Origin of the sequence: Streptosporangium canum, assembly GCF_900113865.1 — a bacterium.
GTDB classification, from domain to species: domain Bacteria; phylum Actinomycetota; class Actinomycetes; order Streptosporangiales; family Streptosporangiaceae; genus Streptosporangium; species Streptosporangium canum.
Genome location: NZ_FOQY01000051.1, coordinates 22,639 through 45,241, shown reverse-complemented (window position 1 = coordinate 45,241; position 22,603 = coordinate 22,639). Strand labels below are relative to the sequence as shown.

The window sequence follows — 22,603 nt, the reverse complement described above, 5'->3', positions numbered from 1 at the left end:
ACCTGCTCAAGGACGGCTCGCGGCTGGCCGGCCGGTCGGGGAAGCTGGCCCGCCTGGAGGAACTGGCCGAGGAGATCGTCGAGGAGGGCGACAAGGCCCTGGTCTTCACCCAGTACACCGAGTTCGGCTCCCTCCTGCAGCCCTACCTGACCGCCCACCTGGACCGGCCGGTGCTGTGGCTGCACGGCGGACTGCCCAAGAACCGGCGCGAGGAACTGGTCGAGCGCTTCCAGCGCGACGACGAGCCGATGCTGTTGCTGCTGTCGCTGAAAGCGGCCGGCACCGGCCTCAACCTGACCGCCGCCAACCACGTGATCCACGTGGACCGGTGGTGGAACCCGGCGGTGGAGAACCAGGCCACCGACCGGGCCTTCCGGATCGGCCAGAGCAGGAACGTCCAGGTCCGCAAGTTCATCTGCGTGGACACCCTGGAAGAACGGATCGACGAGATGATCGAACGCAAGAAGGCACTCGCCGACAGCGTGGTCGGCGCCGGCGAGGACTGGATCACGAACCTGTCCACCGAGCACCTGCGCGAGCTGTTCAGCCTCGGCCCCGGGGCGGTGAGCTGACATGCCCCACGAGAGCGACGCGGCCTCGTCCGCCCCGCCGGTTCCGCCGGCCGGGCGGGACCCGGTGGAAGACGGGGCGGCGCCGGATGCGCCGTTCGACCGGCGGACGGCCGACTTCTACTCCCCCGGCGTCTCGCTGAGCCGGCTGCGGCCCCGGCCGGACGTCGCGGCGGCCCCCGCGGACCTTCTGCTGCGGGCGCTGGAGCCGCCACCGGTCAAGGTGCGGCACATCCCGCTCGTCGACCTGCTGAGGAAGCCCTACCGGGAGCTGAACGGCGATTAGGCGACCTCCCGCCCCGCCCTCAAGGCTTCTAGCCCGCCAGGGCGATGATCTTCTCTCGGGGCAGCAGGCGGCCGCGCTCGTAGTGCCGGAAGTACTCCTGCCGGCCGAGCGCGGCCATCGTGCGCTCGGTGATCCGCACGTGGTCGAAGTCGACCACCGCGTCGATGCCGCGGACCGCGGCGGCGCCGCCGAGGAGCATGGCCGCCGTGGCGGGGGCGCCCTCCGAAAGCACCAGCCCGGCGCAGCCGATCAGCACCAGGCCCATCACGGCCACGTCCGCCGACTTCGAGGCCTGCTCCAGCGCGGTGCCGAGCAGCCGCCTGCCGCGGGGCAGGTCGCCCTCCTGCTCGGCCAGCAGGCCCAGGGCCGCGTTGACCGAGGCCCGCATCTGCAGCGAGACGCTGGGCGTCTCGTCGACCACCCGCATGGCCTCGGCGTAGTAGTGCCTGGCCTCGTCGAGCCTGCCGTCCTCGCGGGCGAAGTCCCCCCTGGCGCTGAGCAGGGTCAGGGCGGCGATCCGGTCCCCGCTCCTGACGGCGTCGCGGAGGGTCTGCTCCAGGATCTCCTCGGCCGCCGCCCTGTCCCCCGTGAGGTTGAGCCCGACCGCCAGACGGCCCCGCATGTAGGCGACCTCGTCGACCGCGCCGATCTCCTCCATCAGGGTGATGGCCCGGTGGACCTCCCCCAGCGCCCGTTCGGGCTCGCCGTGGAGGAAGTGCAGGTCCGACAGCGAGGCGAGCACGTTGGCGACGCCCCAGCGGTCCCCGACCTCCTGGAAGCCGCGCAGGGCGGCCGACAGCTCGGCCCTGCCCTCGGGGATGCGGCCCATGGACAGGTGGTCGAACCCCTGGAACAGCCGTGCCGAGGCGAGCACCCAGGGGTCGGGATGGGCGAGCATCTCGTCGAGGTGGTGGTCGTCGCCGGTGGGCAGACCCGTGACCAGCGCGATGATCGGGCCCGCCAGCACGATCAGGGGGTGCCACGGCCGGGCCGGCTCCTCACGCGCCAGCCGTACCGCCTCGGCGAGCTCGGCGCGCGCCGTGTCGAGCTGGATGCCGCCGCCCACCGCGTTGGCCCCGTAGGAGGCGCGGGCCAGGGCGAGCCGGGCGGGGTCGGCGTCGTCGCCCGCCAGCCTGAGCACCTCGTACGCGCGGTGGGCGCCCTCGACCCGGTAGCCGCGCAGCCACCAGTACCACCCCAGGGCGCCGACCAGCCGCAGCGCCAGGCCGGACCGGGCCGCCTCGACGGCCCAGCGCAGCGCGGCCGACAGGTTGTCGTGCTCGGCGGCCATCTCGGCGACGACGGCGAGCTGCCCGTGACCGCGCAGGCCGGGATCGGACCTCTCGGCCAGCTCGGTGAAGAACATCGCGTGGGCCAGCCGTACGCGGCCCTGCTCGCCCGACTCGGCCAGCCGCTCGGCGGCGTAGGCGCGGATGGTCTCCAGCATCCGGTAGCGGACGGCGGCGCCGTGGCTCTGGACCACCACCAGGGACTTGTCCACCAGCCGCGCCAGCACGTCGAGCACCTCGGCCCGGTCCAGGCCGTGCCCCGAGCAGATCTCCTCGGCGCAGTCGAGGGCCGCGCCCCCGGCGAAGACGGACAGGCGGCGGGCCAGCACCCTTTCCTGCTCGTCCAGCAGGTCCCAGCTCCACCCGACCACCGCCCGGAGCGTCTGGTGGCGGGGCAACGCCGTACGGCTGCCGCCGGTCAGCAGGCGGAAGCGGTCGTCGAGCCGGTGCGCGATCTGCTCGGCGGAGAGCGAGCGCAGACGGGCGGCAGCCAGCTCGATCGCGAGCGGCATGCCGTCGAGCTCGCGGCAGATCCGCACCACCGCGGCGGCCTCGTCCTCGGCCCGGTAACCGGGGCGGACGGCCGCGGCACGCTCAGCGAACAGGCGGACGGCCGGGTAGTCGAGGGCGTCGCCCGGGTCGCCGTCGACCGGGGGGAGGCCGAGCGGCGGCACCGGCAGGCTCATCTCTCCGGTGATGCCGAGCGGTTCACGGCTGGTGACCAGGACGCGCACCCCGGGACAGCTCGCCAGCACCCGGTCGGCGAGCGCCGCGGCCGCCTCGACCACGTGCTCGCAGTTGTCCAGGACGATCAGCAGCCGTTTCCCGGCGAGGCCGGAGACGAGGCGGGACAGCGGGTCACGGGCGGCGGGCAGGGGGATCGCCCCCGGGGTGGCGGGGGACGCCGGCGGAGGGGGGTCGCGCAGCTCCAGTGCCGAGAACACGGCCTGCGGGACCTCGGACGGCTCGGCCACCGGGGCGAGCTCGACCAGCCACACCCCGTCGGGCATCCGCCCGGCGACCGCCTCGGCCGACTCGATCGACAGCCTGGTCTTGCCCGCGCCGCCGGGACCGAGCAGGGTGACCAGCCGGTGTCCGGCGAGGAGCTCGGCGGTCCGCGCCACGTCGCGTTCCCGGCCGACGAAGCTGGTGAGCCTGGCCGGCAGGTTGCCCCGCCGCGGGGCCTCCGCGGACGCCGGAAGCCCTCGGCCGTCCCGGCCGGGCGGCAGGGTCTCCGGGCCGCTCCGGACCCGCGGCGGAGCCTCCGCGCCGGTCTCACCTCGCGGCGGAAGCCCTCGGCCGTCCCGGCCGGGCGGCGGGGGCCGCAGGCCGTTCCCGGCCCGCTCGCGGCGCGGCACGGAGTTCTCGGCCCACTCGCGGCGCAGCATGGAGAGGTGGAGGCCGGCCAGCTCGGGCGAGGGGTCCACGCCGAGCTCGCCGGCGAAGACCGCGCGGGCCTCCTCGTAGGAGGCCAGGGCCTCGACGTGGCGGCCCGAGCCGTACAGGGCGCGCATCAACTGGCCGCGGAACCGCTCGCGCAGCGGGTGGGCGGCGATCAGACCGGGCAGCTCCGCGGCCACCTCGCTCTGCCGCCCGAGCAGCAGGTCGGCCTCGACCCGGTCTTCAAGAGCGGCCAGGCGGAGCGTGTCCAGCCCGGTGATCGCGGCGGCGACGGCGTCATTGCCTCCCAGATCGGCCAGGACGGGCCCGCGCCACAGCGCGAGCGCGGTGTGCAGGGCGGTCGCGGCGTCGGCCGGAGCGCCCGCCGCGAGGGCCGCGCGGCCCTCGGCGGCCAGCCGGGTGAACCGGTGGGCGTCCACCCGGTCGGGGTCGACGGCCAGCCGGTAGCCGGCCGCGTCGGCCTCCACCAATCCACGCTGATCGGCCAGCGCGGCGCGTAATCGGGAGATCAGGGCCTGCAGCGCGTTTCCCGCCGCGTTCGGCGGGCGGTCCTCCCACACCCCCGCGATCAGCCGATCGACGGGCACGATCCGGCCGGCGTCGAGAAGCAGCAGGCCGAGAAGGGTGCGCAGGCGCTGTCCCGCGATCTCCGCGCTCTCACCGCACCGGCGGATCTCCAGGGGCCCGAGGATGGCGAAGGTCATTTCCGTGTCCAACCTCACCCCCTCCATCCTTCGATTCTGTCCGATTCCCGGGCATTTCCGCGCCATGGAACCTCGCGATCCGGTCTGCGCATCTTCCAGACCCGCGTAGCATCATCGGGCATGGGGCAGCCGAACACGTCTACGCGCCGCCCGCGGCAGGCCGTCGGAACGGCGATCGCCGCGGCGTTCGTCGTCTTCTCCTCCGGCTGCGGGATGGTGGGCAGTTCCGCCGCTGCCGATAGGCTGCAGCTGGAGCCGATCAGCGTCTCGAGTCCCCGCTTGAAGGACGGTGCTCCTCTGCCGTCCGACTACTCGTGCAACGGTTCGGCAGGCAACCCGCCGTTGCGCTGGTCGCGTGTCCCGGACAGCACGAAGTCCGTCGCGATCGTGGCCGACAGCAACGCACGTACCGGTGGAGAGGTGAACTGGGTCGTGTTCGACATCGACCCGCGCACCAACGAGCTGGCCGACAACAGCATCCCGGTGGGAGCCCTGGAGGGAAGCACGACAGGCGGCAAGGTGGGCTATACCCCTCCATGCCACGCCCAGGAGAACTATCGTTTCACCGTCTACGCGCTCAACGACAAGGTCAACCTCAAAAAGGGCGCCTCCCTCGACCAGACCTTGAAGAGCATCGCGGACAAGACGATCGCCTGGGGACGTCTCACCACGGCGCACATCGAGTGACAGGCCAAACACCGGAGGTAGTAATGGTTACCGATTCTTCACTTAGGGTGTGACAACGCTCATAGTGGTCCGACACAATCAGATCCAATGTCCGAGCGCAGGTGATGCAAGGGGGCAGGTCGCGTCGATGGCCGCGCGACCTCACCGGCGCCGCTGGAAGGCCATGGCCTTGAGGGTGGTGCAATGATCGCGGTCGTAGTAAGCCTGGTCGCCGTCGTGCTCCTCGTGCTCGTCGTCGTGGCACTGGGAATGCGGTCGATGAACCGCAGGGAGAGCGCGCTCCCCGCGGAGCGCCTGCGCGAGATGGCGGAGAAGGAGGCGCAGACGCCCACCACGTCCACCGACGACTTCGCCACGCGCGAGCCGAAGATGAACCACTTCTCGCCCGACCTCACCCCGTTCGACGAGCCCAAGCCGCCGCGCCAGCCGCGCCCGGCGAGCTCGCGCGGCAAGCGAGGCGTGAACGAGTTCGGCCAGGCCGACGACTACGACGACGACTACTGGACGCGGCTCCAGGCTGACGAGGGCGGTTTCGGAGGGTCCTTGGCAGCTCGGATGGGTGCCAGCCGTCCCGTCGAGGGCGATTCGCCCCAGGTGGACGCCGAGGCGACCATGCAGGTCCCGCTGCCGAACCGGGCGCCGCAGCCCCGGGTGGACGCCGACGCGGTGACCATGCAGGCACCGCTGCCGAACCGGGCGCCGCAGCCCCGGCCCGCGACCAGCCCCGCGCCGGCCGTCGCCTCCGCCGCCCTGCCCTCGGGCCTGTCCGACCTGGTCGGCCCCGTCCAGCCGAACCCGGCCCCCACGACCTCCGCCCTGGCCGAGCAGAAGACGGTCACCTTCGCGGCCCCCACGCCCGGCGCCTTCGGTGAGAACCGCACCCCGCGTTCGAGCTCCCGCAGGAGCAGCCGCGGCTCCGCTCCGGGCAACGGCGCCCCCTCCCGGCCCGACCCGTTGAGCGACCCGCTCGCCGGCCCCTACTCACGCGGCACCGGCCCGGCGACCTCCAGCGGCTCGATGCCCGCGCTCGGCGCGACCGGCGGGCCCCTCGGCTCGGACTCCGGCGCCGGACCGCTCCCCCCGATGCCCCCGATGGGCCCCACGACCAGCGGCGGCTTCCCCGCGACGCCGAGCGCCGGCAACCCGCTCGCGGCGCCCTACGGCGCCTCGCCCGAACCTTCCAGGCCCGTCGCCGACAATCCCTGGGCCCAGGCCACCGCTCCGGGCTCGGGAGGCTGGGCGGCCGCGAACACCGCCGACATACTCGACGACCCGGCGCCCTCTTACAACTCGTACCAGACGCCGGTGTACAGCGCCCCGCCCGCCGCCTCCTACGAGGTGAGCGCCGGCTGGGCCACCATCGACGACGACGCGCTCACCGGCCCCACCCCGGCGATCTCGACTCCGACGGGGCCCTCCCGCAGCGTCTCCGCCTATGACGACCGCACGGCCGAGGCCCGGCCGGGGGCCGCCGCGGGCGGCTACGGTTACCAGCCCGACGGGCGGCGCGCCGCCCCCGCGACTCCCACCCCCGTGCCCCCCGCCGCCTGGCCGGAGCCCGCCTCCGGTGGCGGCGCCGGTGCCGGCGCGAGCTGGCCGAGCTACGACGATCTTTACGGCACCGGTCCCACCGGGACCGCCACCACTCCCGAGGGACAGGATCGCGCCGGCTCCCGGGGCAACCACCACCGGGCACAGGAGCCGGATTACCCCGACTATTACCGCTGATTTCTCCCCGCCCCGCGTAAAGGCCTCCGATAACCGCTTAAGCGGGGAGGGGCACACAACATAAGGTCTGTCTCATGGGGACGGACACGAAGAGTTACCGGTCGCTCGCGAAGAGTGGCATCACATCCGTGCTGCGGCATGACCTGCCCGCCTCCCTGGTGGTCTTCCTGGTGGCGGTGCCCCTCTCGCTGGGCATCGCCGTGGCCTCTGGAGCACCACTGGCGGCCGGGCTCATCGCAGCCGTGGTAGGCGGCCTGGTGGCGGGCTCCCTGGGCGGCTCGGCCGTCCAGGTGAGCGGTCCCGCAGCCGGGCTCTCACTGGTGGTGGCCGAGGTGGTGACGACGTACGGCTGGCGCGCCACCTGCATGATCACCTTGATGGCGGGCGCCCTGCAGCTCCTTTTGGGACTGTTCCGGGTCGCCCGCGCGGCGCTGGCGGTCTCCCCCGCCGTGGTGCACGGCATGCTCGCGGGGGTCGGCGTGGTGATCGCCCTCTCCCAGTTACACGTGGTGCTCGGCGGCAGCCCGCAGCGATCGGCGATCGGAAACCTGATCGAGCTGCCCCAGCAGATCATCCACAACCACAGCCACGCGGTCTTCGTCGGCCTGCTCACCATCGCGGTCCTGGTCGGCTGGACCCGGCTGCCGCAGCGGCTGCGGATCGTCCCGGCGCCACTGGCGGCCCTGTTCGTCGCCTCGGCGACCGCCGGGGCCCTCGGCTGGGACGTCACCCGGGTCGACCTGTCGCAGAGCCTGAGCGAGTGGGCCACGCCGATCTGGCCCGGAGGTGACTGGCACGGCATCATCGGGGCGGTGCTGCTGGTGGCGCTGCTGGCCGGAGTGGAGTCGCTGCTCTCCTCGGTGGCCACCGACAAGCTGCACGACGGCAAGCGGTCCGACCTGGACAGGGAGCTCACCGCCCAGGGCGTGGCCAACATGGTGACCGGCGCGCTGGGCGGCCTGCCCATCGCCGGGGTCATCGTGCGCAGCACCACCAACGTCCGCGCCGGGGCGCGCAGCCGCTGGTCGACGGTCATGCACGGCCTGTGGATCCTGGTGTTCGCGGTCTGCCTGGGGTGGACGATCACGCTGATCCCCATGGAGGCGCTGGCCGCCCTGCTGGTCTTCATCGGCGTCCAGATGGTCAACCTGGGGCATCTGCGCAACCTCCGCGGCCACGGCGAGATCCCGATATACGTCGCCACCATGGCCGGAGTGGTGCTGGTCGGTCTCGCCGAGGGTGTGCTGTTCGGCTTCGGCCTCGCCATGCTGTCGGCGCTGCGCCGCCTCACCTGGATCACCGTACGGGCCAAGCCCGAGCCCGACGGCCGCTGGCACGTGCTGATCGGCGGTTCGCTGACCTTCCTCGGCGTGCCGAGGCTCACCTCGGAGCTGCGCGCCGTACCGGCCGGGGCCGCGGTCGAGCTGGACCTGAACATCGACTTCATGGACAACGCCGCCTTCGAGGCCATCCACACCTGGCGGCACGACCACGAACGCGGCGGCGGCACCGTCGACATCGACGAGATCCACGACGAGTGGTACGCCATGGCCGCCAGCGGGGCCCGGATGTTCCCGGCCAAGACGCCGCCGCGCGCGCCGGAGCGCTGGTGGCTGCCCTGGGCCCATCGGCGGCGGGGACGGCCCGCGCCCGCGAGCTCCCTGGTGCCCGCCCAGCACCCACCGCCGGAGGGCGGCCCCGCCGTGCACTCACCGGCGGAGGGCAGTCCCGCCGTGCCCGACCTGCTCGCCGGGGCACGGGAGTTCCACCGTCGCACGGCTCCGCTGGTCCGCCCGTTCCTGCTGGCGATGGCCCGCAAGCAGGATCCCTCCCATCTCTTCATCACCTGCGCGGACTCCCGGGTCGTGCCGAACCTGATCACCGCCAGCGGTCCCGGCGACCTGTTCACCGTCCGCAACATCGGCAACCTGGTGCCGCGCCTGGGGGCGGCGCCGCCGGACGACTCGGTGGCGGCGGCGATCGAGTACGCCACCGGCGCGCTCAACATCCAGACCATCACGGTCTGCGGCCACTCCGGCTGCGGCGCCATGGCCACACTGCTGAGCGGCTACGAGAAGGCGACGGAACTGCCCGCGCTCAGCCGCTGGCTGCACCACGGCAACCACAGCCTGGCCCGGTTCATCGCCACCGAGAGCGACGGCTTCGACGACGGCCCGCTGGACCGCCTCTGCAGGGTCAACGTGATCCAGCAGCTGGAGAACCTGCGGACCTATCCCCAGGTGGACCGGCTCGTCCGGGCCGGACGCCTGCAACTGGTGGGCCTCTACTTCGACATCGGCACGGCCCAGGTCCACGTCCTCGAACAGCCGCCGCTCACGGCCAGTCCGCTCTGAGCGGACGGCTTGCGCCAAGGGTGAAAGCACGTTGTCCACTGCCGGAGCGGGTCGAAGAATGAGACGCTATGAGGACTCTGATCATCGGTGGTTCGGTCTTCCTCGGCCGGGCGATCGTCGAGGAAGCACTACGGCGCGGGCATGAGGTAACGACGTTCAACCGGGGCAGGAGCGGTGTCGACCTGCCCGGCGTCGAGGCGGTCAGGGGCGACCGCGAGGTCGTCGAGGATCTGGCGCGCCTCACGGACGGCAGGCGGTGGGACATCGTCGTCGACGTCTGCGGCTATGTCCCCCGCGTCGTCGGCGAGTCGGTGCGCGCGCTCAACGGCAGGGCGGCCACCTACACCTTCATCTCCAGCATCTCGGCCTGCTCCGACTGGCCGGAGCCCGGGGCGGTCGACGAGAGCGCGCCCCGGTTCGAGTGCGCCCCGGACGCCGGGCCCGAGGACGGGGACTACGGCACGCTCAAGGCGGGCTGCGAGCGCGCGGTGGAGCAGGGCTTCGACGGCAACGTCCTGATCATCGAGCCGGGCCTCCTGCTCGGCCCGCACGAGGACGTCGGCCGCCTGCCCTGGTGGCTCACCCGGATCGCCCGGGGCGGGCGGGTGCTCGCGCCGGGCGATCCGGACGTGGCGATGCAGGTCATCGACGTCCGCGACATCGCCGCCTTCACCCTGACCCAGGCGGAGGCCGGGGTGAACGACCGCTTCTTCGCCAGCGGGGTGCAGGGCAACATCGCCTTCGGCGACTGGCTGGCCGAGTGCCGCGCGGTAACCGGCTCGGACGCGGAGTTCGTCTGGGTGAAGGACCGGTTCCTGCTCGACCGGGAGATCCAGCCCTGGACCGAGCTGCCGCTCTGGGCCCCGCGGACCCCGGAGTTCGCCGGGCTCTGGCTGCCGTCGTCCGCCAAGGCCCACGCGGCGGGGCTGCGCTGCCGCCCCGTCGCCGAGACCGTCCGCGACACCTGGGCGTGGCTCCGCGAGATCCCCGTGGCGGAGCGCTCCTTCGGCCGGCACGGCATCGACCCCGAAAAGGAGGCCGGAATCCTCGCCGAGTGGGCATAAAGCCTTCCACGGACATCCAGCTCGGCTCAGACGCGCACGCCGCCCCCTCCCCAGGGCTTCCGCGACGGGGAGGGGGCGGCGTGAGGCGGACCGGCGCCTGTCCGGGCAGGCTCCCTGATCTCTCCGGCTCCGCTGGGGCATGAGACTCCGTCAGGGCGCGGAGAAGCGGGCGACTGGCGTGGAGGCCGGCGATGACCGAATGGCATGACCTGCGGGAGGACCTGGTCGCGCAGGTGTGCGAGCGCAGGATCAGCCCGGCCGTGGCCGACGCGCTGCGGGCGGTGCCCCGGCACGTGTTCCTGCCGGAGGTCCCGGTGCACGCCGTGTACCAGGACGACGCCATCGTGACCAAGCGCGACGCGGAGGGCCGGCCGATCAGCTCGTCGTCACAGCCGGCGATCATGGCCCTGATGCTCGACCAGCTCGGCGTGGAGCCGGGCCAGCGGGTGCTGGAGATCGGGTCGGGGACGGGCTACAACGCCGCGCTGCTGTCCCACCTGGTGGGGCCGGAAGGTCAGGTCGTGAGCGTCGACATCGACGCCGACCTGGTCGCGCGGGCCCGCGACCACCTGGAGCGGGCCGGGTATCCCGAGGTGATCGTGGTGTGCGGGGACGGCGCGGAGGGGTTCGCGCCGCGGGCCCCCTACGACCGGGTGATCGCCACCGTCGGGGTGTGGGACCTGGCCCCGGCCTGGCTGGACCAGCTCGGCCCCGGCGGGCGCGTCGTCGCCCCGCTGGATCTGCACGGGGTGCAGCGCTCGGTGGCCCTGGAGCGGGCGGACGGGCACTGGAGGAGCCGGTCGGTGGTGCCCTGCGGGTTCATGCGGATGCGAGGTCCCTCCGCCGGCCCGGAGACGACCCGGGTGCTGGATCCCGGATCCGATCTCACGATCTCGCTGCCGGAGGGGGGCGAGATCGGCGACCTTCTGACGGCGCTCGACGGCCCGGTCACCGAGCTGTTCTCCGAGGTGAACACGGGGCTCGCGCAGCTCGTCGACGGGCTGAGCCTGTGGCTGGCGGTGCGCGAACCCCGCTGGTGCACCCTGTCGGAGACACAGCCCGGCCGGCTGGCGTCGGGCCCCCTCGACCTGCGGGGCTTCAAGATGGTCATCGGAATCGTCGAAGGCGACAGCCTCTGCGTGCTGGAGTCGGAAGCGTACGACACCCTCGTCGCGCGGGCCTTCGGACCCGACGCGGCCAGGCTCGCCGGTGATCTCGTCGCCCACATCGAGGCATGGGACAGGGCAGGACGTCCGATGACGGACGGACTGCGCGTCGACGCCCATGTCGGCGCCGTGCCCGTCGGCGGGCTGGTCATCCGCAAACGGCACACCACGCTCGTCCTGTCCTGGGACACCGGCTGAGCCCCGCGCCGAGCCCTCGACCGGTCTCCTCCCGCTGGAGGCGATTGGTCCTCCTCTTGCGGGGAAGCGGGGGTGGGAAGAGTCGCTGGCCGCCCGCTGAGCCGCAGTGGGTGGCCACCCGCCGGGAGACGTTCCCCGGAGCTCATCCGGACCGCCGTCCCTGCCGGACGCCTCCCTGTCCCGTCGGCCGTCTCAGCCGTCTCAGCCGTCTCAGCCGTCTCAGGGGTCTCAGGCGTCTCAGGCGGGAGCCGTGGACGGGTCCGGCGATCGCCCGCCGGCGCCGTACGCGCCGGAGGCGGGGTCAGGGGCGGGAGCGCAGGAGGGTGACGGCGTCGGCGGCGGTGGGCTGGACGGTGAAGGCCTGGGCGAGCCCGGTCAGCCGGAAGATCCTGGTGAGCCGGGAGTTGAGGCCGGCCAGGGCGACGGCGCCGCCGCGCTCCTGCAGGAGTTTACGGATGGCCAGGAAGATCCTGATCCCGGTGGAATCACAGAAGTCCAGCCCGGTCAGGTCCAGCACCAGATCCCGATGGTCCGGGGTGAGGGCGGCCTGGATGTCGTCGCGCAACTGCTCGGCGTTGGTGAAGTCGAGATCACCCGACAGCGCGATCACCTGCACCGGCGCCACAGCCTGCTGCGCACCGCTTTCAAGGGTGAATCGGACGGCAGCGGTCACCGGGCACCTCTCCAATCAGGGCGGGCGGGATGCCCGGAATGCCGCGCCGATGCCGATCTCCGGCCCGTGGCGGCCCGCGGGACGTCCACGTCGCTCACCCGCTTCCTCACATCCTTCGCGGCCGCTCACCGGCCCGTACGGCGGGAAGACGATCAGGGCCGGCGCGACCACGCTCATCCTACCGACGGCCCGCGACGGCCTCCCGGTCATCGCGTGAACCCGGCGGCCGGTGACGGCGGCGGGCATGTACGGCCGGCGGGATGGGCCGCGCGACCGCCGCCGGCTCTCGGCGTGCGTGAGGAGATCCGTAACACTGATAGGAAGGGACACGCCTGCCCTGAAACCCGTAGGCGTAAGGAGCTCATCATGTTGTTCGGTGCCGGGCACGGCTCGGCGTTCACCATCTCGTGCGACCTCCGCGAGAACGCGGCCGTGGTCCGCGTCGGCGGAGAGCTCGGGTTCCATTCAGCCCCGCTCTTACGGGAGCAGCTACGCCGCATCTGGGACGGGCCCGACAGTCCCTTTCTCATCGTGGACCTGACGGAGGTCACCTTCTGCGATTCGGTCGGGCTGAGCGAGCTGGTCTCGGCCCTGCAGCACAGCGAGGCGACGGGCACCCGTTTCGTCCTCAGCGGCGTTCACGGACCCCTGGCACGCGTGCTGACGATCACCGGCCTCCGCAAGGCCTTCGAGATCCACCCCAGCTCCGATGACGCGCTGCGCCAGGCGGCCGAGGCCCGGCCGGAACTGCCCGGCGGCGGGCGCCCCCTGCCACCGGACCCGGACGGCACGCCACCCGCGCCCTGACCCCCTCCCGTACGGCGACCGCACCGGGGGGCGGCTGTGGTGGACGGGCCGGGACGTGGGCCAGGACATCGCGGCGGATCTTCCGGAGGCCGTACGGTGCCGTCCTCCCATCCATGGGGCCCTGCGGTGGTCGTTCCAATAAAAAAAAGAACGACCGATCGGTCTTATTGTGTTACCGTTTCCTCCATGCCCGACGGAAGAAAACTGCGCGGCCAGCGCAGCCGCGAAGCGATCCTCGACCAGGCCGTCGCCCTGGCCTCCGTCGACGGTCTGGGCGGCCTCTCCCTGGGCCGCCTGGCCGAGGCCGCCGGCGTCAGCAAATCCGGGTTCTTCGCCCACTGGCGCGACAAGGAGCAGCTCCAGCTCGACTGCATCGACCGGGCCCGCCGCCTCTGGCTCGAGCGGGTGATCGCCCCCACCGCCACCGCCCCCAGAGGCCTCAGGCGGCTGTTCGCCCTCCATGAGTCCCGCCTCGCCTTCTACGCCGACGGCGTGCTCCCCGGCGGCTGCTTCTTCTTCGTCGCCCAGGTCGAGTTCGACGACCGTCCCGGCCCGGTCAGGGACGGCGTCGCCGCCGCCATGGACGACTGGCTCGGCTACCTCGAACACCGGGTCCAAGACGCCGTCGACCTCGGCGAGCTGACCGCCGACCCGGCCCAGCTCGCCTACGAGATCGAGGCGCTGGGCGAGGCCGCCGTCACCCACGCCCGGCTGCGCGACAGCGACGCCGCCTACCGCCACGCCCGCAGAGCGGTCCTCGACCGGCTGCGCGCGCTCGCCACCGACCCTTCGATCCTCCCGGAGGACTGACCTTTGTCCCACACCCGTCCCGTCCAGGTGCACTTCGACGACCTCGACGCCATGGGCCTGCTGCACAACGCCCACTACGGCGTGCTCGTCGAACGCGCCATCAGCGCCTTCTGGACCGAACTCGGCTGGCATTTCGACCCGGCCCGGTCCCGGTTCAAGGACGTCTTCCTCGCGGTCCGGGAGTTCCAGATCACCTATCACGTGCCGATCATGGGCGCGGGCGAGCCACTGGTGCACTTCTGGATGGAGCGCATGGGCAACACCAGCGGCATCTACGGCTTCCGCGTCCTGTCGCCCGACGGCCAGACCGTGCACGCCGAGGGCCGCCGGGTGAACGTCAACCTCGACCCCGCCACGCTGCGGCCCACGCCGTTCAGCGATGAGACCCGCGACGCCGCGAAGGCGCTGGCCGCGTGATCCGGTCGCGCTGGATCCCGGGCCCCGAGCCCCGCGGCGACGGGCCGGTCGTGGTCAGCCGCACCGACTTCCGCGTGCACCGGATCGTCGACCTGCCGCGCGCCTGCCTTGCGGGGTGGCGGCTGAGCGGGCTGTGGCCGGAGCTGGCGGGCGCGATCGGAGTGTGGCTCTGGGCCGACCTGCCGCGCCGCCGCATCGGGTCGGTGTCGGTGTGGCGGGCCGAGAGCGACCTGCGGGCGTTCGTCCGGCACCCGCTGCACGTCGAGATCATGCGCGCCTACCGCGATCGCGGCACGCTGACCTCCGCCACCTGGGACAGCCCCGCCGCCGCCGGCCGCCGGTAACACCGCAGGGCCGTCTCGGCCGGCCGCGAGGGGGCGCCCGTCGCCTCCTGCCCGATGTCCGTCAGGCGCACCAGCCCCCGGACCTCGCCGTCCACATCGATCTCGATCGACCCGCTGCCCGTCAGGCGCACCGGCCCCGTTCGGTGCTCCGGAGTCGATCCTCTAAAGTGTGCCGCCATGACCACACAGCCTTACCTGTCCGAACTGTTCTCGCTGGACGACCGGGTCGCCGTGGTGACCGGCGGGAGTTCCGGCATCGGCCGCGCCATAGCCGGGGCCCTCGCGCGCGCGGGGGCGAGCGTCGTGGTCGTCGCGCGCAGGGAGGCGGACCTGATCGCCACGGTCGACGAGCTGACGGCCCACGGCTGCCGTGCGGCCTGGGTGAGCGCGGACCTGAGCACACGCGATGGTGTGCGGGTGGCGGCCGAGAAGGCGGTCGAGGCGTTCGGGGAGCCCGACATCCTCGTGAACAGCGCCGGGATCAACCTGCGCCCGCCGATGGCCGAGCTGGGCGATGACGTGTGGGACGTCACGATGGCGGTGAACCTGGAAGCGCCCTACCTGCTGGGACAGCGGTTCGGTCCCGGTATGGCGGAACGGGGATTCGGGCGGATCATCCACATCAGCTCCCAGCAGGCACACAGGGCGTTCGTCCAGAGCGGCGCCTACGGCGTCTCCAAGGGAGCGCTGGAGTCGCTGGCCCGCTCACAGGCCGAGGCGTGGTCGCCGAGTGGCGTCACCTGCAACACGCTCGTGCCGGGATTCGTGATGACGCCGCTCAACGCCCGGCTGTCATCCGACCCCGAGAAGGTGGCGGCGCTGGCCGCGCGCACGATGGTCGGGCGCAACGGTCTGGCCGAGGACTTCGCCGGCGCGGCGGTGTTCCTGGCCGGCCGCGCCTCCGGTTACGTCACCGGGCAGGCGATCTTCGTCGACGGCGGGTTCTCCACTCACTGAGTACTCGCTGAGTCCGTCACGGAAGCACGGGTGAGAGCCTCGCGGCGTGATGTGAAGCCGGATGCAGGGCAGCGTGTGGGACGAGTCGCAACAGATGAGAGAACTCGTCCCACGGTGTCCGCGAGGGCCCCGGTCAGGCGCCGACGTAGGCCGCGAGGTGCTCGCCGGTCAGCGTCGAGCGGGCGGCGACGAGATCGGCGGGCGTGCCCTCGAACACGATCCGGCCGCCGTCGTGACCGGCCCCCGGACCGAGGTCGATGATCCAGTCCGCGTGCGCCATGACCGCCTGATGATGCTCCACCACGATCACCGACTTACCCGAATCCACCAGCCGGTCCAGCAGACCGAGCAACTGCTCGACATCGGCCAGGTGCAGACCGGTGGTCGGCTCGTCCAGAACGTAGACACCACCCTTGTCGGCCATGTGCGTGGCCAGCTTCAACCGCTGCCGCTCACCACCCGACAGCGTGGTCAGCGGCTGGCCGAGACTGAGATAACCGAGCCCGACGTCGGCGAGCCGCCCCAGGATCGCGTGCGCGGCCGGCGTGCGCGCCGCACCCGCGCCGAAGAACTCCTCGGCCTCGCTCACCGACATCGCCAGCACCTCGCTGATGTCCCGGCCGCCCAGACGGTGCTCCAGCACCGAGGCCTGAAACCGCTTGCCCCCGCACTCCTCACAGACGGTCGCCACCCCGGCCATCATCGCCAGATCGGTGTAGATGACGCCCGCGCCGTTGCAGTTGGGGCACGCCCCCGCCGAGTTGGCGCTGAACAGCGCCGGCTTGACCCCGTTGGCCTTCGCGAACGCCTTGCGGATCGGCTCCAGCAGCCCGGTGTAGGTCGCCGGGTTGCTGCGCCGCGAGCCGCGGATCGCCCCCTGGCCGATCGACACCACCCCGGCACCCGCCGGGATCGACCCGTGCACCAGCGAACTCTTCCCCGACCCGGCCACCCCGGTCACCACCGCCAGCACCCCGAGCGGGATGTCGACGTCGACATCGCGCAGGTTGTGCGCCCGCGCACCGCGGATCTGCAACACGCCGGAGGGGGTGCGCACCGTCTGCTTGAGAGCGGCCCGGTCGTCCAGATGACGGCCGGTGAGGGTGGCGCCGGCCCGCAACCCCTCGACACTGCCCTCGAAACAGACCGCGCCGCCCGCCGTACCGGCCCCCGGACCCAGATCGACGACATGATCGGCGATCGCGATCGTCTCCGGCTTGTGCTCCACGACGAGCACCGTGTTGCCCTTGTCCCGCAGCCGCAGCAGCAGATCGTTCATCCGCTGGATGTCATGGGGGTGCAGCCCCGTGGTCGGCTCATCGAAGACATAGGTGACATCGGTGAGCGAGGAGCCCAGATGGCGGACCATCTTGACGCGCTGCGCCTCACCGCCCGACAACGTGCCCGAGGGCCGGTCCAGCGACAGGTAGCCCAGCCCGATCTCCACGAACGATTCCAGGGACTGCTGCAGCGTGGCCAGCAGCGGCGCCACCGACGAATCCTCCAGACCGCGGACCCATTCGGCCAGATCGCTGATCTGCATCGCGCAGGCGTCGGCGATGTTGACCCCCTTGATCCGGGAGGAGCGGGCCGCCTCGTTGAGCCGGCTGCCGCCGCACTCGGGACAGGCGGTGAAGGTGACCGCCCGCTCCACGAACGCCCGGATGTGCGGCTGCAGCGCCTCCTTGTCCTTCGACAGCATCGACTTTTGGATCTTCGGAACCAGACCCTCGTACGTCAGGTTGATGCCGTCAATCTTGATCTTGGTCGGCTCGCGGTGGAGGAAGTCACGCAGCTCGGTCTCGGTGTAGTCGCGGATCGGCTTGTCGGGGTCGAAGAAGCCGCAGCCGCTGAAGATCCGGCCGTACCAGCCGTCCATGCTGTAGCCGGGGACGGTGATCGCGCCCTCGTTGAGCGACTTGGAGTCGTCGTAGAGCTGGGACAGGTCGATGTCGGTCACGCTGCCCATGCCCTCGCAGCGCGGGCAGGCGCCGGCGGGCAGGTTGAAGCTGTAGTGGAACGACGGCCCGGCACTTGGCTCGCCGAGCCGGCTGAAGACGATCCGCAACATCGCGTTGGCGTCGGTGGCGGTGCCGACGGTGGAGCGGGAGTTGGCGCCCATCCGCTCCTGGTCGACGATGATCGCCGTCGTCAGCCCTTCGAGGACGTCGACCTCCGGCCGCGCCAGCGTCGGCATGAAGCCCTGCACGAAGGCGCTGTAGGTCTCGTTGATCAGCCGCTGCGACTCCGCGGCGATCGTGCCGAACACCAGCGAGCTCTTGCCCGAGCCGGAGACGCCGGTGAACACCGTCAGCCGGCGCTTCGGGATCTCGATACTGACGTCCTTGAGGTTGTTCTCACGCGCGCCCTGCACACGGATCAGATCGTGGCTGTCGGCGGCATGCGGCGCAGGCGACTGCGCGTCCGGACTCATGGCCATGCTCATCGTGTCTCCATCCGTATATGTGGGGATGCGGGGCCTGGATAGGTGGGGCCTGTACATGTGAGGCCGCTTCCGCGGTCTCCCTCGGCGTCGCCTCGCTCGATCTAACCAGCTTCGAGTAGTACGTCTGGTTTTCTTCCGTCGACGCGGTCGCGTTGCGGTCCGCTGTCCACCCGACCGACGGTGCCGGCCGGGGTCGCGTGACGCCGGCGTCATGCTCAGCGGCCGGGGTCGCGCTCGGCGAAAGCGCCAAGGCATCCATGCCGCTCTCACCGACGGTGGGCCCTGGCGTGCCGCTACCGCTGCGCGGGGGCCGCTTTCTCCAGGTCGTCGACGCTGCCGGACATGATCGTAAGAAACTTGCCGAGCTCAGTGGTCGCGCCGGCGCGTGACGGCCTCAGCGACGGTGCCCTACGCCCCGCCCCTGCGCCTCCTCAATGAGATGTGGAAACAGGCGACAGGAACGGGCTGGGCGTCCCGCTCCAGGACACGTGCAGTGCGTCACGGGCCCGGGTGCACGCGACGAAGAGCACGCAGCGTTCCCTGAGCATGTCGCTGTCGTGCTGTATCCGGTCCACCTCCGGCGGCGTGATCTCCCGTGCGAAGGGGAATGCGCTCGCGCTCACCCCCGCCACCGCGACGCAGCGAAACTCCAGCCCCTTCATGGCGTGCATGGTCGTCAGACGCACCCCTTCGACGTCCACACCGGGGTGGTCCTTCACCCGGACCGCGGGGATGCCCGCGGCCGTCAGCCGGTCGTTCACCTTGTCCAGCAGGACGTTGAACCGGGTGCAGACGGCGATCTCACTCGGCCGGACGCCCTGCCCGATCCAGTCCTTCACCTGCTCCACGAGCGCCGTCACCTCGGCCTGCTCCGTCGGATGGCCGGCGGTGTGCGGCCGCTTGCCGTGGAGCAGGGAGCGGTAGCCCGCCAGGCTGTCGTCGCCTCCGCCGCCGAGCTCCTCGATCCGCGCTTCGCCGAGTACCCCGGTCGACCAGGTGAGGATCTCCGCCGTGTTGCGGTAGTTGACGCGCAACCGGCTGCTGCGTCCTGTGACGGAGATGCCGATGACGCCGAGCGACACCCGGGAGTCGTAGATCCGCTGGTGCGGGTCACCCGTGATGAAGAGATCATCCGGTCCTTCCGGGACCGCCGCGCGCAGCACCCGCCACTGCGCGGGGTGCAGGTCCTGGGCCTCGTCGACGACCACGTGGTCGTAGCCGTGCCGGGTGAGATCCGCGCCGCCGAGCAGAAGGGTGGCCCGCGCGCACATCTGCAGGTGGGTGGTGACGCCCGCCGTACGCAACTCCGCCGAGAACGCCTCCATCGCCTGCCAGACCCGTTCCCGCTGACGCGGCCCGAGCGCCGAGCCTCTCCCCCGCCGTTCGGCCCGCAGATACTCCTCGCCACTGCTGACGCGCTGGGCGAGGACGACGTGCCGGAACTCCTGCGCCAGGAACTGCTCCGTCCACGGCAGGTCGAACTGCCGGCGGACCCGCCGCCAGATCTGCCGTTCGTCGGCGTCCCCGATCGGGGACGGCGCACGCCCGGACAGGTCGCGGACGACGCGGTGCGCGAAGGCGTTCACGGTGGTGACGTCCACCCGGGCCAGCTGCTTGCCGTCGTCGAGGAGCAGCGCCAGGTTCTCGCGCAGTGTCCTGGCCAGAGCGGTGGTGTAGGTGGTGAGCAGTACCCGGCTGCCGGGTGAGCGGGAGAGCAGGTGTTTGACCCGGTGCAGGGCGACGACCGTCTTGCCCGTTCCCGGACCGCCCGTCACCTGCGCCGACCCGTTGTAGGAGCCCCGGTAGGCCACCCGCCGCTGGGACGGGTGCAGGAAAACCCGCCACGCCGCGAACGGCTTGTCGAGGATCTCGGCCAGCTCGTCGGGTTCGGTGATGAGGGTGATACGGCTGGCGGTGTTGGCGATGGCCATCGCGAGGCTCTCGGTGGACTCAGGCGCGGCGTCGGCGGGCCGGCGCTCGGCGACGACGTCCCGGTAGACCTCCTCGGGTGAGAAGCCTTCCGCGAGGAACTGCAGCACCTCGAACTGGTCCTCGGGGAACAGCGAGGCGAACGCCTCCAGCTGCGGCTTGTCGATGATCGTCCGTACGGCGCGCAGCACCTGGTCGTCGATGCCGAGGTCGCGCAGCACCGTGTCGGAGTGGCGGGAGAGCAGCAGCGCCGGCGCCGCGGCCGCGGCCTTTTCGAGAGCGGGCGTGAGCTGCTCGATGGCGACGACGTTGCGCACCTCCAGGGCGCGGGTGGCGGTGTTGACGGTGTAGAGGCGCTTGGCCGCCCAGCCGTAGGCCTCCTGGTGGGGAAGGACGTTCAGCAGCAGGAAGACATCGCTTCCGTCGTCCGGCGCCAGCACCACGCCGCGCCAGCCGAGGGTGATGCGGATGGTCCGCATTCTCGGGTCCCGCGCGTTGGTCACCGACTCCAGGTGCAGGCCCTCATCGGCGTACAGCTCCGCGATGGTGAGCCGCTGGAACTTCTCCATGGCCTTGCGCACCCCCGCCTTGAGTGGCTTCTCCAGGCGGTCGTAGGACTCCCAGAAGCTGTTGGCGAAGGCGAGCTGGGGCATGGGCGAACCTCCTGTGGGGGGCGACCGGAGAAAGTGGATCATACGACCGCGACCGTCTACCGTGCGATGTTTTTCAGCACGGAGGCCGGGTTCGGCCGTCCGGCAGCCATATCCGGTGATCCCGCGCCGGGCGGCGAGGCCCGGTCATCCGGCGCGGGATCGCGGTCAGTCAGGGCACGGCTCACCGCCGTCCGATGGGCAGACCGGGTTGCAGGACACGTCGACCCAGATGGCGGCGACCGGTGCGGTGACCCGCTCGGCGACGTCGGATGGGATCGCGGCGTCCATGACGTCGGCCCAGATCATGCGTACGGCGGCGGCCAGCGTGACCACGCGGGTGCCGCACCCCGCGCAGACGCGCACGTCCTCGTGCGCGTCCGTCAGGGACAGCGAGCCGTTCACCGGGACCTCCACTCCGCGCAGACGAACCAGACGGTCTTGCCCTCGGGTGCGGGCTCGACGCCCCACCGGTCGGCGTAGGCCGCGACGATCGCCAGGCCGCGTCCGTGCTCGGCGTCCGGACCGGCCGACAGGAGGGCCGGCCAGACGGCGCTGCGGTCGGTCACCTCACCACGTACGCTCCGGCCGCACCGGAACAGCGAGAAGGTCATCGGCGAGCACCGTGCCTCCCGTGCACGGGCCCGTGGAGCAGGACGGAGTCCGACCAGATCAGCGACACAAGTTCCATATCGTGACTGTCTACTCACTCAATGTGTTCGCCTGACGCGCCTATGATGTTGTCTGCACCGCTAAAAATGCAACTCTCATTTTGAAACTCGACCGACATGTCTCCCCTTGCGCCGATTGCTCTACGATCAGCATTCCTACGCTCTGGAGGTAATCGATGACGTTCAGTGGCCGGAGTCCAACGGTGCGCCGTCGGCGCTTGGCCGCCGAACTACGGCGTCTCCGCGAGGCCGCCGGCCTCACCATGGAGGAGGTCGCGCAGTCCCTCGACATGTCGCGGGCCACGATCTCGCGCCTCGAAGCGGGGAAAACCGCCCGGCCACGGCCTCGCGACATCCGGGACATGCTCAGCCTCTATAAGGTGGCCGACCCCGAACGGGAAGCGCTCATGGATCTCGCGCGGAGCGCCCGGGAACGCGGATGGTGGGAGCAGTACAGGGGCGTCCTTACCGGTTCCTACGTGGGGCTCGAAGCGGAGGCATCCTCAATTGATACCTTCGAGCCCCTTGTGATCCCCGGCTTGCTGCAAACCTCCGCCTACACGGCCGAGTTGATCCGAACCTCTATGGCTGACCCCGCCGAGATCGACAAGCGCGTAGAAGCCCGAATGCGCCGACAGGAGATTCTGCGGCGCCCGAATCCACCCCGCTACCGCGCGGTCATCGACGAGGCGGCCCTTCTACGGCCGGTAGGCGACACGGATGTCAGGCGCGAGCAACTTCGTAAGCTGATCGATACCCATCCGCTTGAGCATGTGACCGTCCAGGTCATGCCGTTGTCGGCGGGCCCGCATGTAGGCATGTCTGGTCAGTTCGTCATTCTGGGGTTCCCTGATCCCACCGATCAGAACGTCGTCTACATCGAGACCCCGACAGACAATCTCTATCTCGAAGAGCCCCAGCATCTCGAACGCTATAACCTAATGATGCAGCGCCTCGTGGCCGACGCACTTGGAGCTGACGCCTCGATCGCGTACCTGTCCGCACTGATCGACCGGCTGTGAGGCACCGATGGACCTATCTGACGCCCAATGGCACAAGAGCACACTCAGCCAAGGTGACGGCAACAACTGCGTCGAAGTCGCCCGGAACATTCCCGGAATCGTCGCGGTGCGCGATTCGAAAGCCCCTGACGAGCCGGGCTTGATTTTCACCCGTAGGGAGTGGTCTGCCTTTATCGAAGGCGTCAAGAACGGCAGATTCGACCATTAGAAAGTCATCAAGGGCGGAACTGTGAACCCTACTCAGCCCCGCCTCACCTGGCGGAAGAGCTCCTACTCCGGCTCGGGTGACAACTGTGTTGAGGTCGCGGCGCTCCCTGGTGGAGGCCGGGCCGTACGGGACTCCAAGGACGTCGGCGGGCCCGTGCTGACTTTCGCCCCGGACGAATGGCGCGCGTTCATCCGGGGGGTCAAGGACGGCGCGTTCGGCTGAC

General features: G+C 71.2%; 21 protein-coding genes. 15 read left to right on the top strand and 6 right to left on the bottom strand.

Annotated elements, in window-relative coordinates; all coding sequences use genetic code 11:
• Together BM085_RS39930 and BM085_RS39925 are read left to right on the top strand one after the other, a co-directional pair.
• On the top strand, positions 1-572 hold a 572-nt coding region (locus BM085_RS39930), incomplete at its 5' end, for a DEAD/DEAH box helicase (protein ID WP_143121291.1).
• A 1-nt stretch (position 573) separates the two neighbouring features.
• Positions 574-855, top strand: a complete 282-nt coding sequence (locus BM085_RS39925) for a hypothetical protein (RefSeq protein WP_093891961.1) — start codon at positions 574-576, stop codon at positions 853-855.
• A gap of 28 nt (positions 856-883) precedes the next feature.
• Here BM085_RS39925 and BM085_RS39920 read toward each other — a convergent pair whose 3' ends face one another.
• Positions 884-4,267 (bottom strand): AfsR/SARP family transcriptional regulator, encoded by a 3,384-nt coding sequence (locus tag BM085_RS39920; RefSeq protein ID WP_177245508.1) that lies wholly within the window; start codon positions 4,265-4,267, stop codon positions 884-886.
• Positions 4,268-4,369: 102 nt separating this feature from the next.
• On the opposite strand from BM085_RS39920, the gene BM085_RS39915 reads away from it, so the two are divergent.
• The 5 genes from BM085_RS39915 to fxlM all read left to right on the top strand — a co-directional run bounded on the left by BM085_RS39915 (position 4,370) and on the right by fxlM (position 11,446).
• Positions 4,370-4,936, top strand: a complete 567-nt coding sequence (locus BM085_RS39915) for a YbhB/YbcL family Raf kinase inhibitor-like protein (protein WP_093891959.1) — start codon at positions 4,370-4,372, stop codon at positions 4,934-4,936.
• Positions 4,937-5,119: 183 nt separating this feature from the next.
• On the top strand, positions 5,120-6,664 hold the full coding sequence (locus BM085_RS39910; RefSeq protein ID WP_093891958.1) for a hypothetical protein: 1,545 nt from the start codon (positions 5,120-5,122) through the stop codon (positions 6,662-6,664).
• Between the two features lie 128 nt (positions 6,665-6,792).
• On the top strand, positions 6,793-9,018 hold the full coding sequence (locus tag BM085_RS39905; RefSeq protein ID WP_425443296.1) for a SulP family inorganic anion transporter: 2,226 nt from the start codon (positions 6,793-6,795) through the stop codon (positions 9,016-9,018).
• 68 nt (positions 9,019-9,086) lie between these two features.
• Positions 9,087-10,082 (top strand): NAD-dependent epimerase/dehydratase family protein, encoded by a 996-nt coding sequence (locus BM085_RS39900; RefSeq protein ID WP_093891956.1) that lies wholly within the window; start codon positions 9,087-9,089, stop codon positions 10,080-10,082.
• Positions 10,083-10,273: 191 nt separating this feature from the next.
• Positions 10,274-11,446 carry a methyltransferase, FxLD system gene (fxlM, locus tag BM085_RS39895; protein WP_093891955.1) on the top strand — a complete coding sequence of 391 codons (1,173 nt, stop codon included), beginning with the start codon at positions 10,274-10,276 and terminating at the stop codon, positions 11,444-11,446.
• Between the two features lie 301 nt (positions 11,447-11,747).
• Here fxlM and BM085_RS39890 read toward each other — a convergent pair whose 3' ends face one another.
• The gene (locus tag BM085_RS39890) at positions 11,748-12,119 is read right to left on the bottom strand and encodes an STAS domain-containing protein (RefSeq protein ID WP_093891954.1); all 372 of its coding nucleotides are present in this window, start codon (positions 12,117-12,119) and stop codon (positions 11,748-11,750) included.
• Between the two features lie 366 nt (positions 12,120-12,485).
• Between BM085_RS39890 and BM085_RS39885 the strand changes: the two genes are divergently transcribed.
• The 5 genes from BM085_RS39885 to BM085_RS39865 all read left to right on the top strand — a co-directional run bounded on the left by BM085_RS39885 (position 12,486) and on the right by BM085_RS39865 (position 15,454).
• Positions 12,486-12,926, top strand: coding sequence for an STAS domain-containing protein (locus tag BM085_RS39885; RefSeq protein WP_093891953.1), 441 nt, complete (start codon positions 12,486-12,488; stop codon positions 12,924-12,926).
• 186 nt (positions 12,927-13,112) lie between these two features.
• On the top strand, positions 13,113-13,736 hold the full coding sequence (locus BM085_RS39880; protein WP_093891952.1) for a TetR/AcrR family transcriptional regulator: 624 nt from the start codon (positions 13,113-13,115) through the stop codon (positions 13,734-13,736).
• Positions 13,737-13,739: 3 nt separating this feature from the next.
• Positions 13,740-14,153, top strand: a complete 414-nt coding sequence (locus BM085_RS39875) for an acyl-CoA thioesterase (RefSeq protein WP_093891951.1) — start codon at positions 13,740-13,742, stop codon at positions 14,151-14,153.
• Positions 14,150-14,497: a hypothetical protein gene (locus BM085_RS39870; protein ID WP_093891950.1), complete on the top strand. Its 348-nt coding sequence runs from the start codon at positions 14,150-14,152 to the stop codon at positions 14,495-14,497. The genes BM085_RS39875 and BM085_RS39870 overlap by 4 nt, the downstream gene beginning before the upstream one ends.
• Before the next feature lie 177 nt (positions 14,498-14,674).
• The gene (locus tag BM085_RS39865; RefSeq protein ID WP_093891949.1) at positions 14,675-15,454 is read left to right on the top strand and encodes an SDR family NAD(P)-dependent oxidoreductase; all 780 of its coding nucleotides are present in this window, start codon (positions 14,675-14,677) and stop codon (positions 15,452-15,454) included.
• A gap of 133 nt (positions 15,455-15,587) precedes the next feature.
• On the opposite strand, the gene BM085_RS39860 is transcribed toward BM085_RS39865, so the two are convergent.
• The 4 genes from BM085_RS39860 to BM085_RS45040 all read right to left on the bottom strand — a co-directional run bounded on the left by BM085_RS39860 (position 15,588) and on the right by BM085_RS45040 (position 21,093).
• Positions 15,588-17,900, bottom strand: coding sequence for an ATP-binding cassette domain-containing protein (locus BM085_RS39860; RefSeq protein WP_093891948.1), 2,313 nt, complete (start codon positions 17,898-17,900; stop codon positions 15,588-15,590).
• A 431-nt stretch (positions 17,901-18,331) separates the two neighbouring features.
• Complete coding sequence (locus BM085_RS39855; RefSeq protein WP_093891947.1) at positions 18,332-20,482, bottom strand: UvrD-helicase domain-containing protein; 2,151 nt, start codon at positions 20,480-20,482, stop codon at positions 18,332-18,334.
• 165 nt (positions 20,483-20,647) lie between these two features.
• Entirely contained in the window at positions 20,648-20,884 is a 237-nt protein-coding gene (locus BM085_RS39850; protein WP_093891946.1) for a hypothetical protein, read from the bottom strand.
• The gene (locus tag BM085_RS45040; RefSeq protein ID WP_093891945.1) at positions 20,881-21,093 is read right to left on the bottom strand and encodes an ATP-binding protein; all 213 of its coding nucleotides are present in this window, start codon (positions 21,091-21,093) and stop codon (positions 20,881-20,883) included. The genes BM085_RS39850 and BM085_RS45040 overlap by 4 nt, the downstream gene beginning before the upstream one ends.
• A gap of 275 nt (positions 21,094-21,368) precedes the next feature.
• Between BM085_RS45040 and BM085_RS39840 the strand changes: the two genes are divergently transcribed.
• The 3 genes from BM085_RS39840 to BM085_RS39830 are packed head-to-tail and all read left to right on the top strand — an operon-like array spanning position 21,369 to position 22,602.
• Entirely contained in the window at positions 21,369-22,172 is an 804-nt protein-coding gene (locus tag BM085_RS39840) for a helix-turn-helix domain-containing protein (RefSeq protein WP_245789972.1), read from the top strand.
• A gap of 7 nt (positions 22,173-22,179) precedes the next feature.
• A complete protein-coding gene (locus BM085_RS39835; protein ID WP_093891943.1) occupies positions 22,180-22,380 on the top strand; it encodes a DUF397 domain-containing protein in 201 nt (66 codons plus the stop codon).
• A 21-nt stretch (positions 22,381-22,401) separates the two neighbouring features.
• Positions 22,402-22,602, top strand: a complete 201-nt coding sequence (locus BM085_RS39830) for a DUF397 domain-containing protein (protein WP_093891942.1) — start codon at positions 22,402-22,404, stop codon at positions 22,600-22,602.
• Position 22,603 lies beyond the last annotated feature (1 nt).

What these genes read in the sequence shown, in the direction of transcription:
- BM085_RS39900 (WP_093891956.1), top strand. Translation starts at nt 9,087, where the DNA reads ATGAGGACTCTGATCATCGGTGGTTCGGTCTTCCTCGGCCGGGCGATC.
- BM085_RS39885 (WP_093891953.1), top strand. Translation starts at nt 12,486, where the DNA reads ATGTTGTTCGGTGCCGGGCACGGCTCGGCGTTCACCATCTCGTGCGAC.
- BM085_RS39865 (WP_093891949.1), top strand. Translation starts at nt 14,675, where the DNA reads ATGACCACACAGCCTTACCTGTCCGAACTGTTCTCGCTGGACGACCGG.
- BM085_RS39860 (WP_093891948.1), bottom strand. Translation starts at nt 17,900, where the DNA reads ATGAGCATGGCCATGAGTCCGGACGCGCAGTCGCCTGCGCCGCATGCC.
- BM085_RS39910 (WP_093891958.1), top strand. Translation starts at nt 5,120, where the DNA reads ATGATCGCGGTCGTAGTAAGCCTGGTCGCCGTCGTGCTCCTCGTGCTC.
- fxlM (WP_093891955.1), top strand. Translation starts at nt 10,274, where the DNA reads ATGACCGAATGGCATGACCTGCGGGAGGACCTGGTCGCGCAGGTGTGC.
- BM085_RS45040 (WP_093891945.1), bottom strand. Translation starts at nt 21,093, where the DNA reads ATGACCTTCTCGCTGTTCCGGTGCGGCCGGAGCGTACGTGGTGAGGTG.
- BM085_RS39855 (WP_093891947.1), bottom strand. Translation starts at nt 20,482, where the DNA reads ATGCCCCAGCTCGCCTTCGCCAACAGCTTCTGGGAGTCCTACGACCGC.
- BM085_RS39925 (WP_093891961.1), top strand. Translation starts at nt 574, where the DNA reads ATGCCCCACGAGAGCGACGCGGCCTCGTCCGCCCCGCCGGTTCCGCCG.
- BM085_RS39880 (WP_093891952.1), top strand. Translation starts at nt 13,113, where the DNA reads ATGCCCGACGGAAGAAAACTGCGCGGCCAGCGCAGCCGCGAAGCGATC.
- BM085_RS39915 (WP_093891959.1), top strand. Translation starts at nt 4,370, where the DNA reads ATGGGGCAGCCGAACACGTCTACGCGCCGCCCGCGGCAGGCCGTCGGA.
- BM085_RS39835 (WP_093891943.1), top strand. Translation starts at nt 22,180, where the DNA reads ATGGACCTATCTGACGCCCAATGGCACAAGAGCACACTCAGCCAAGGT.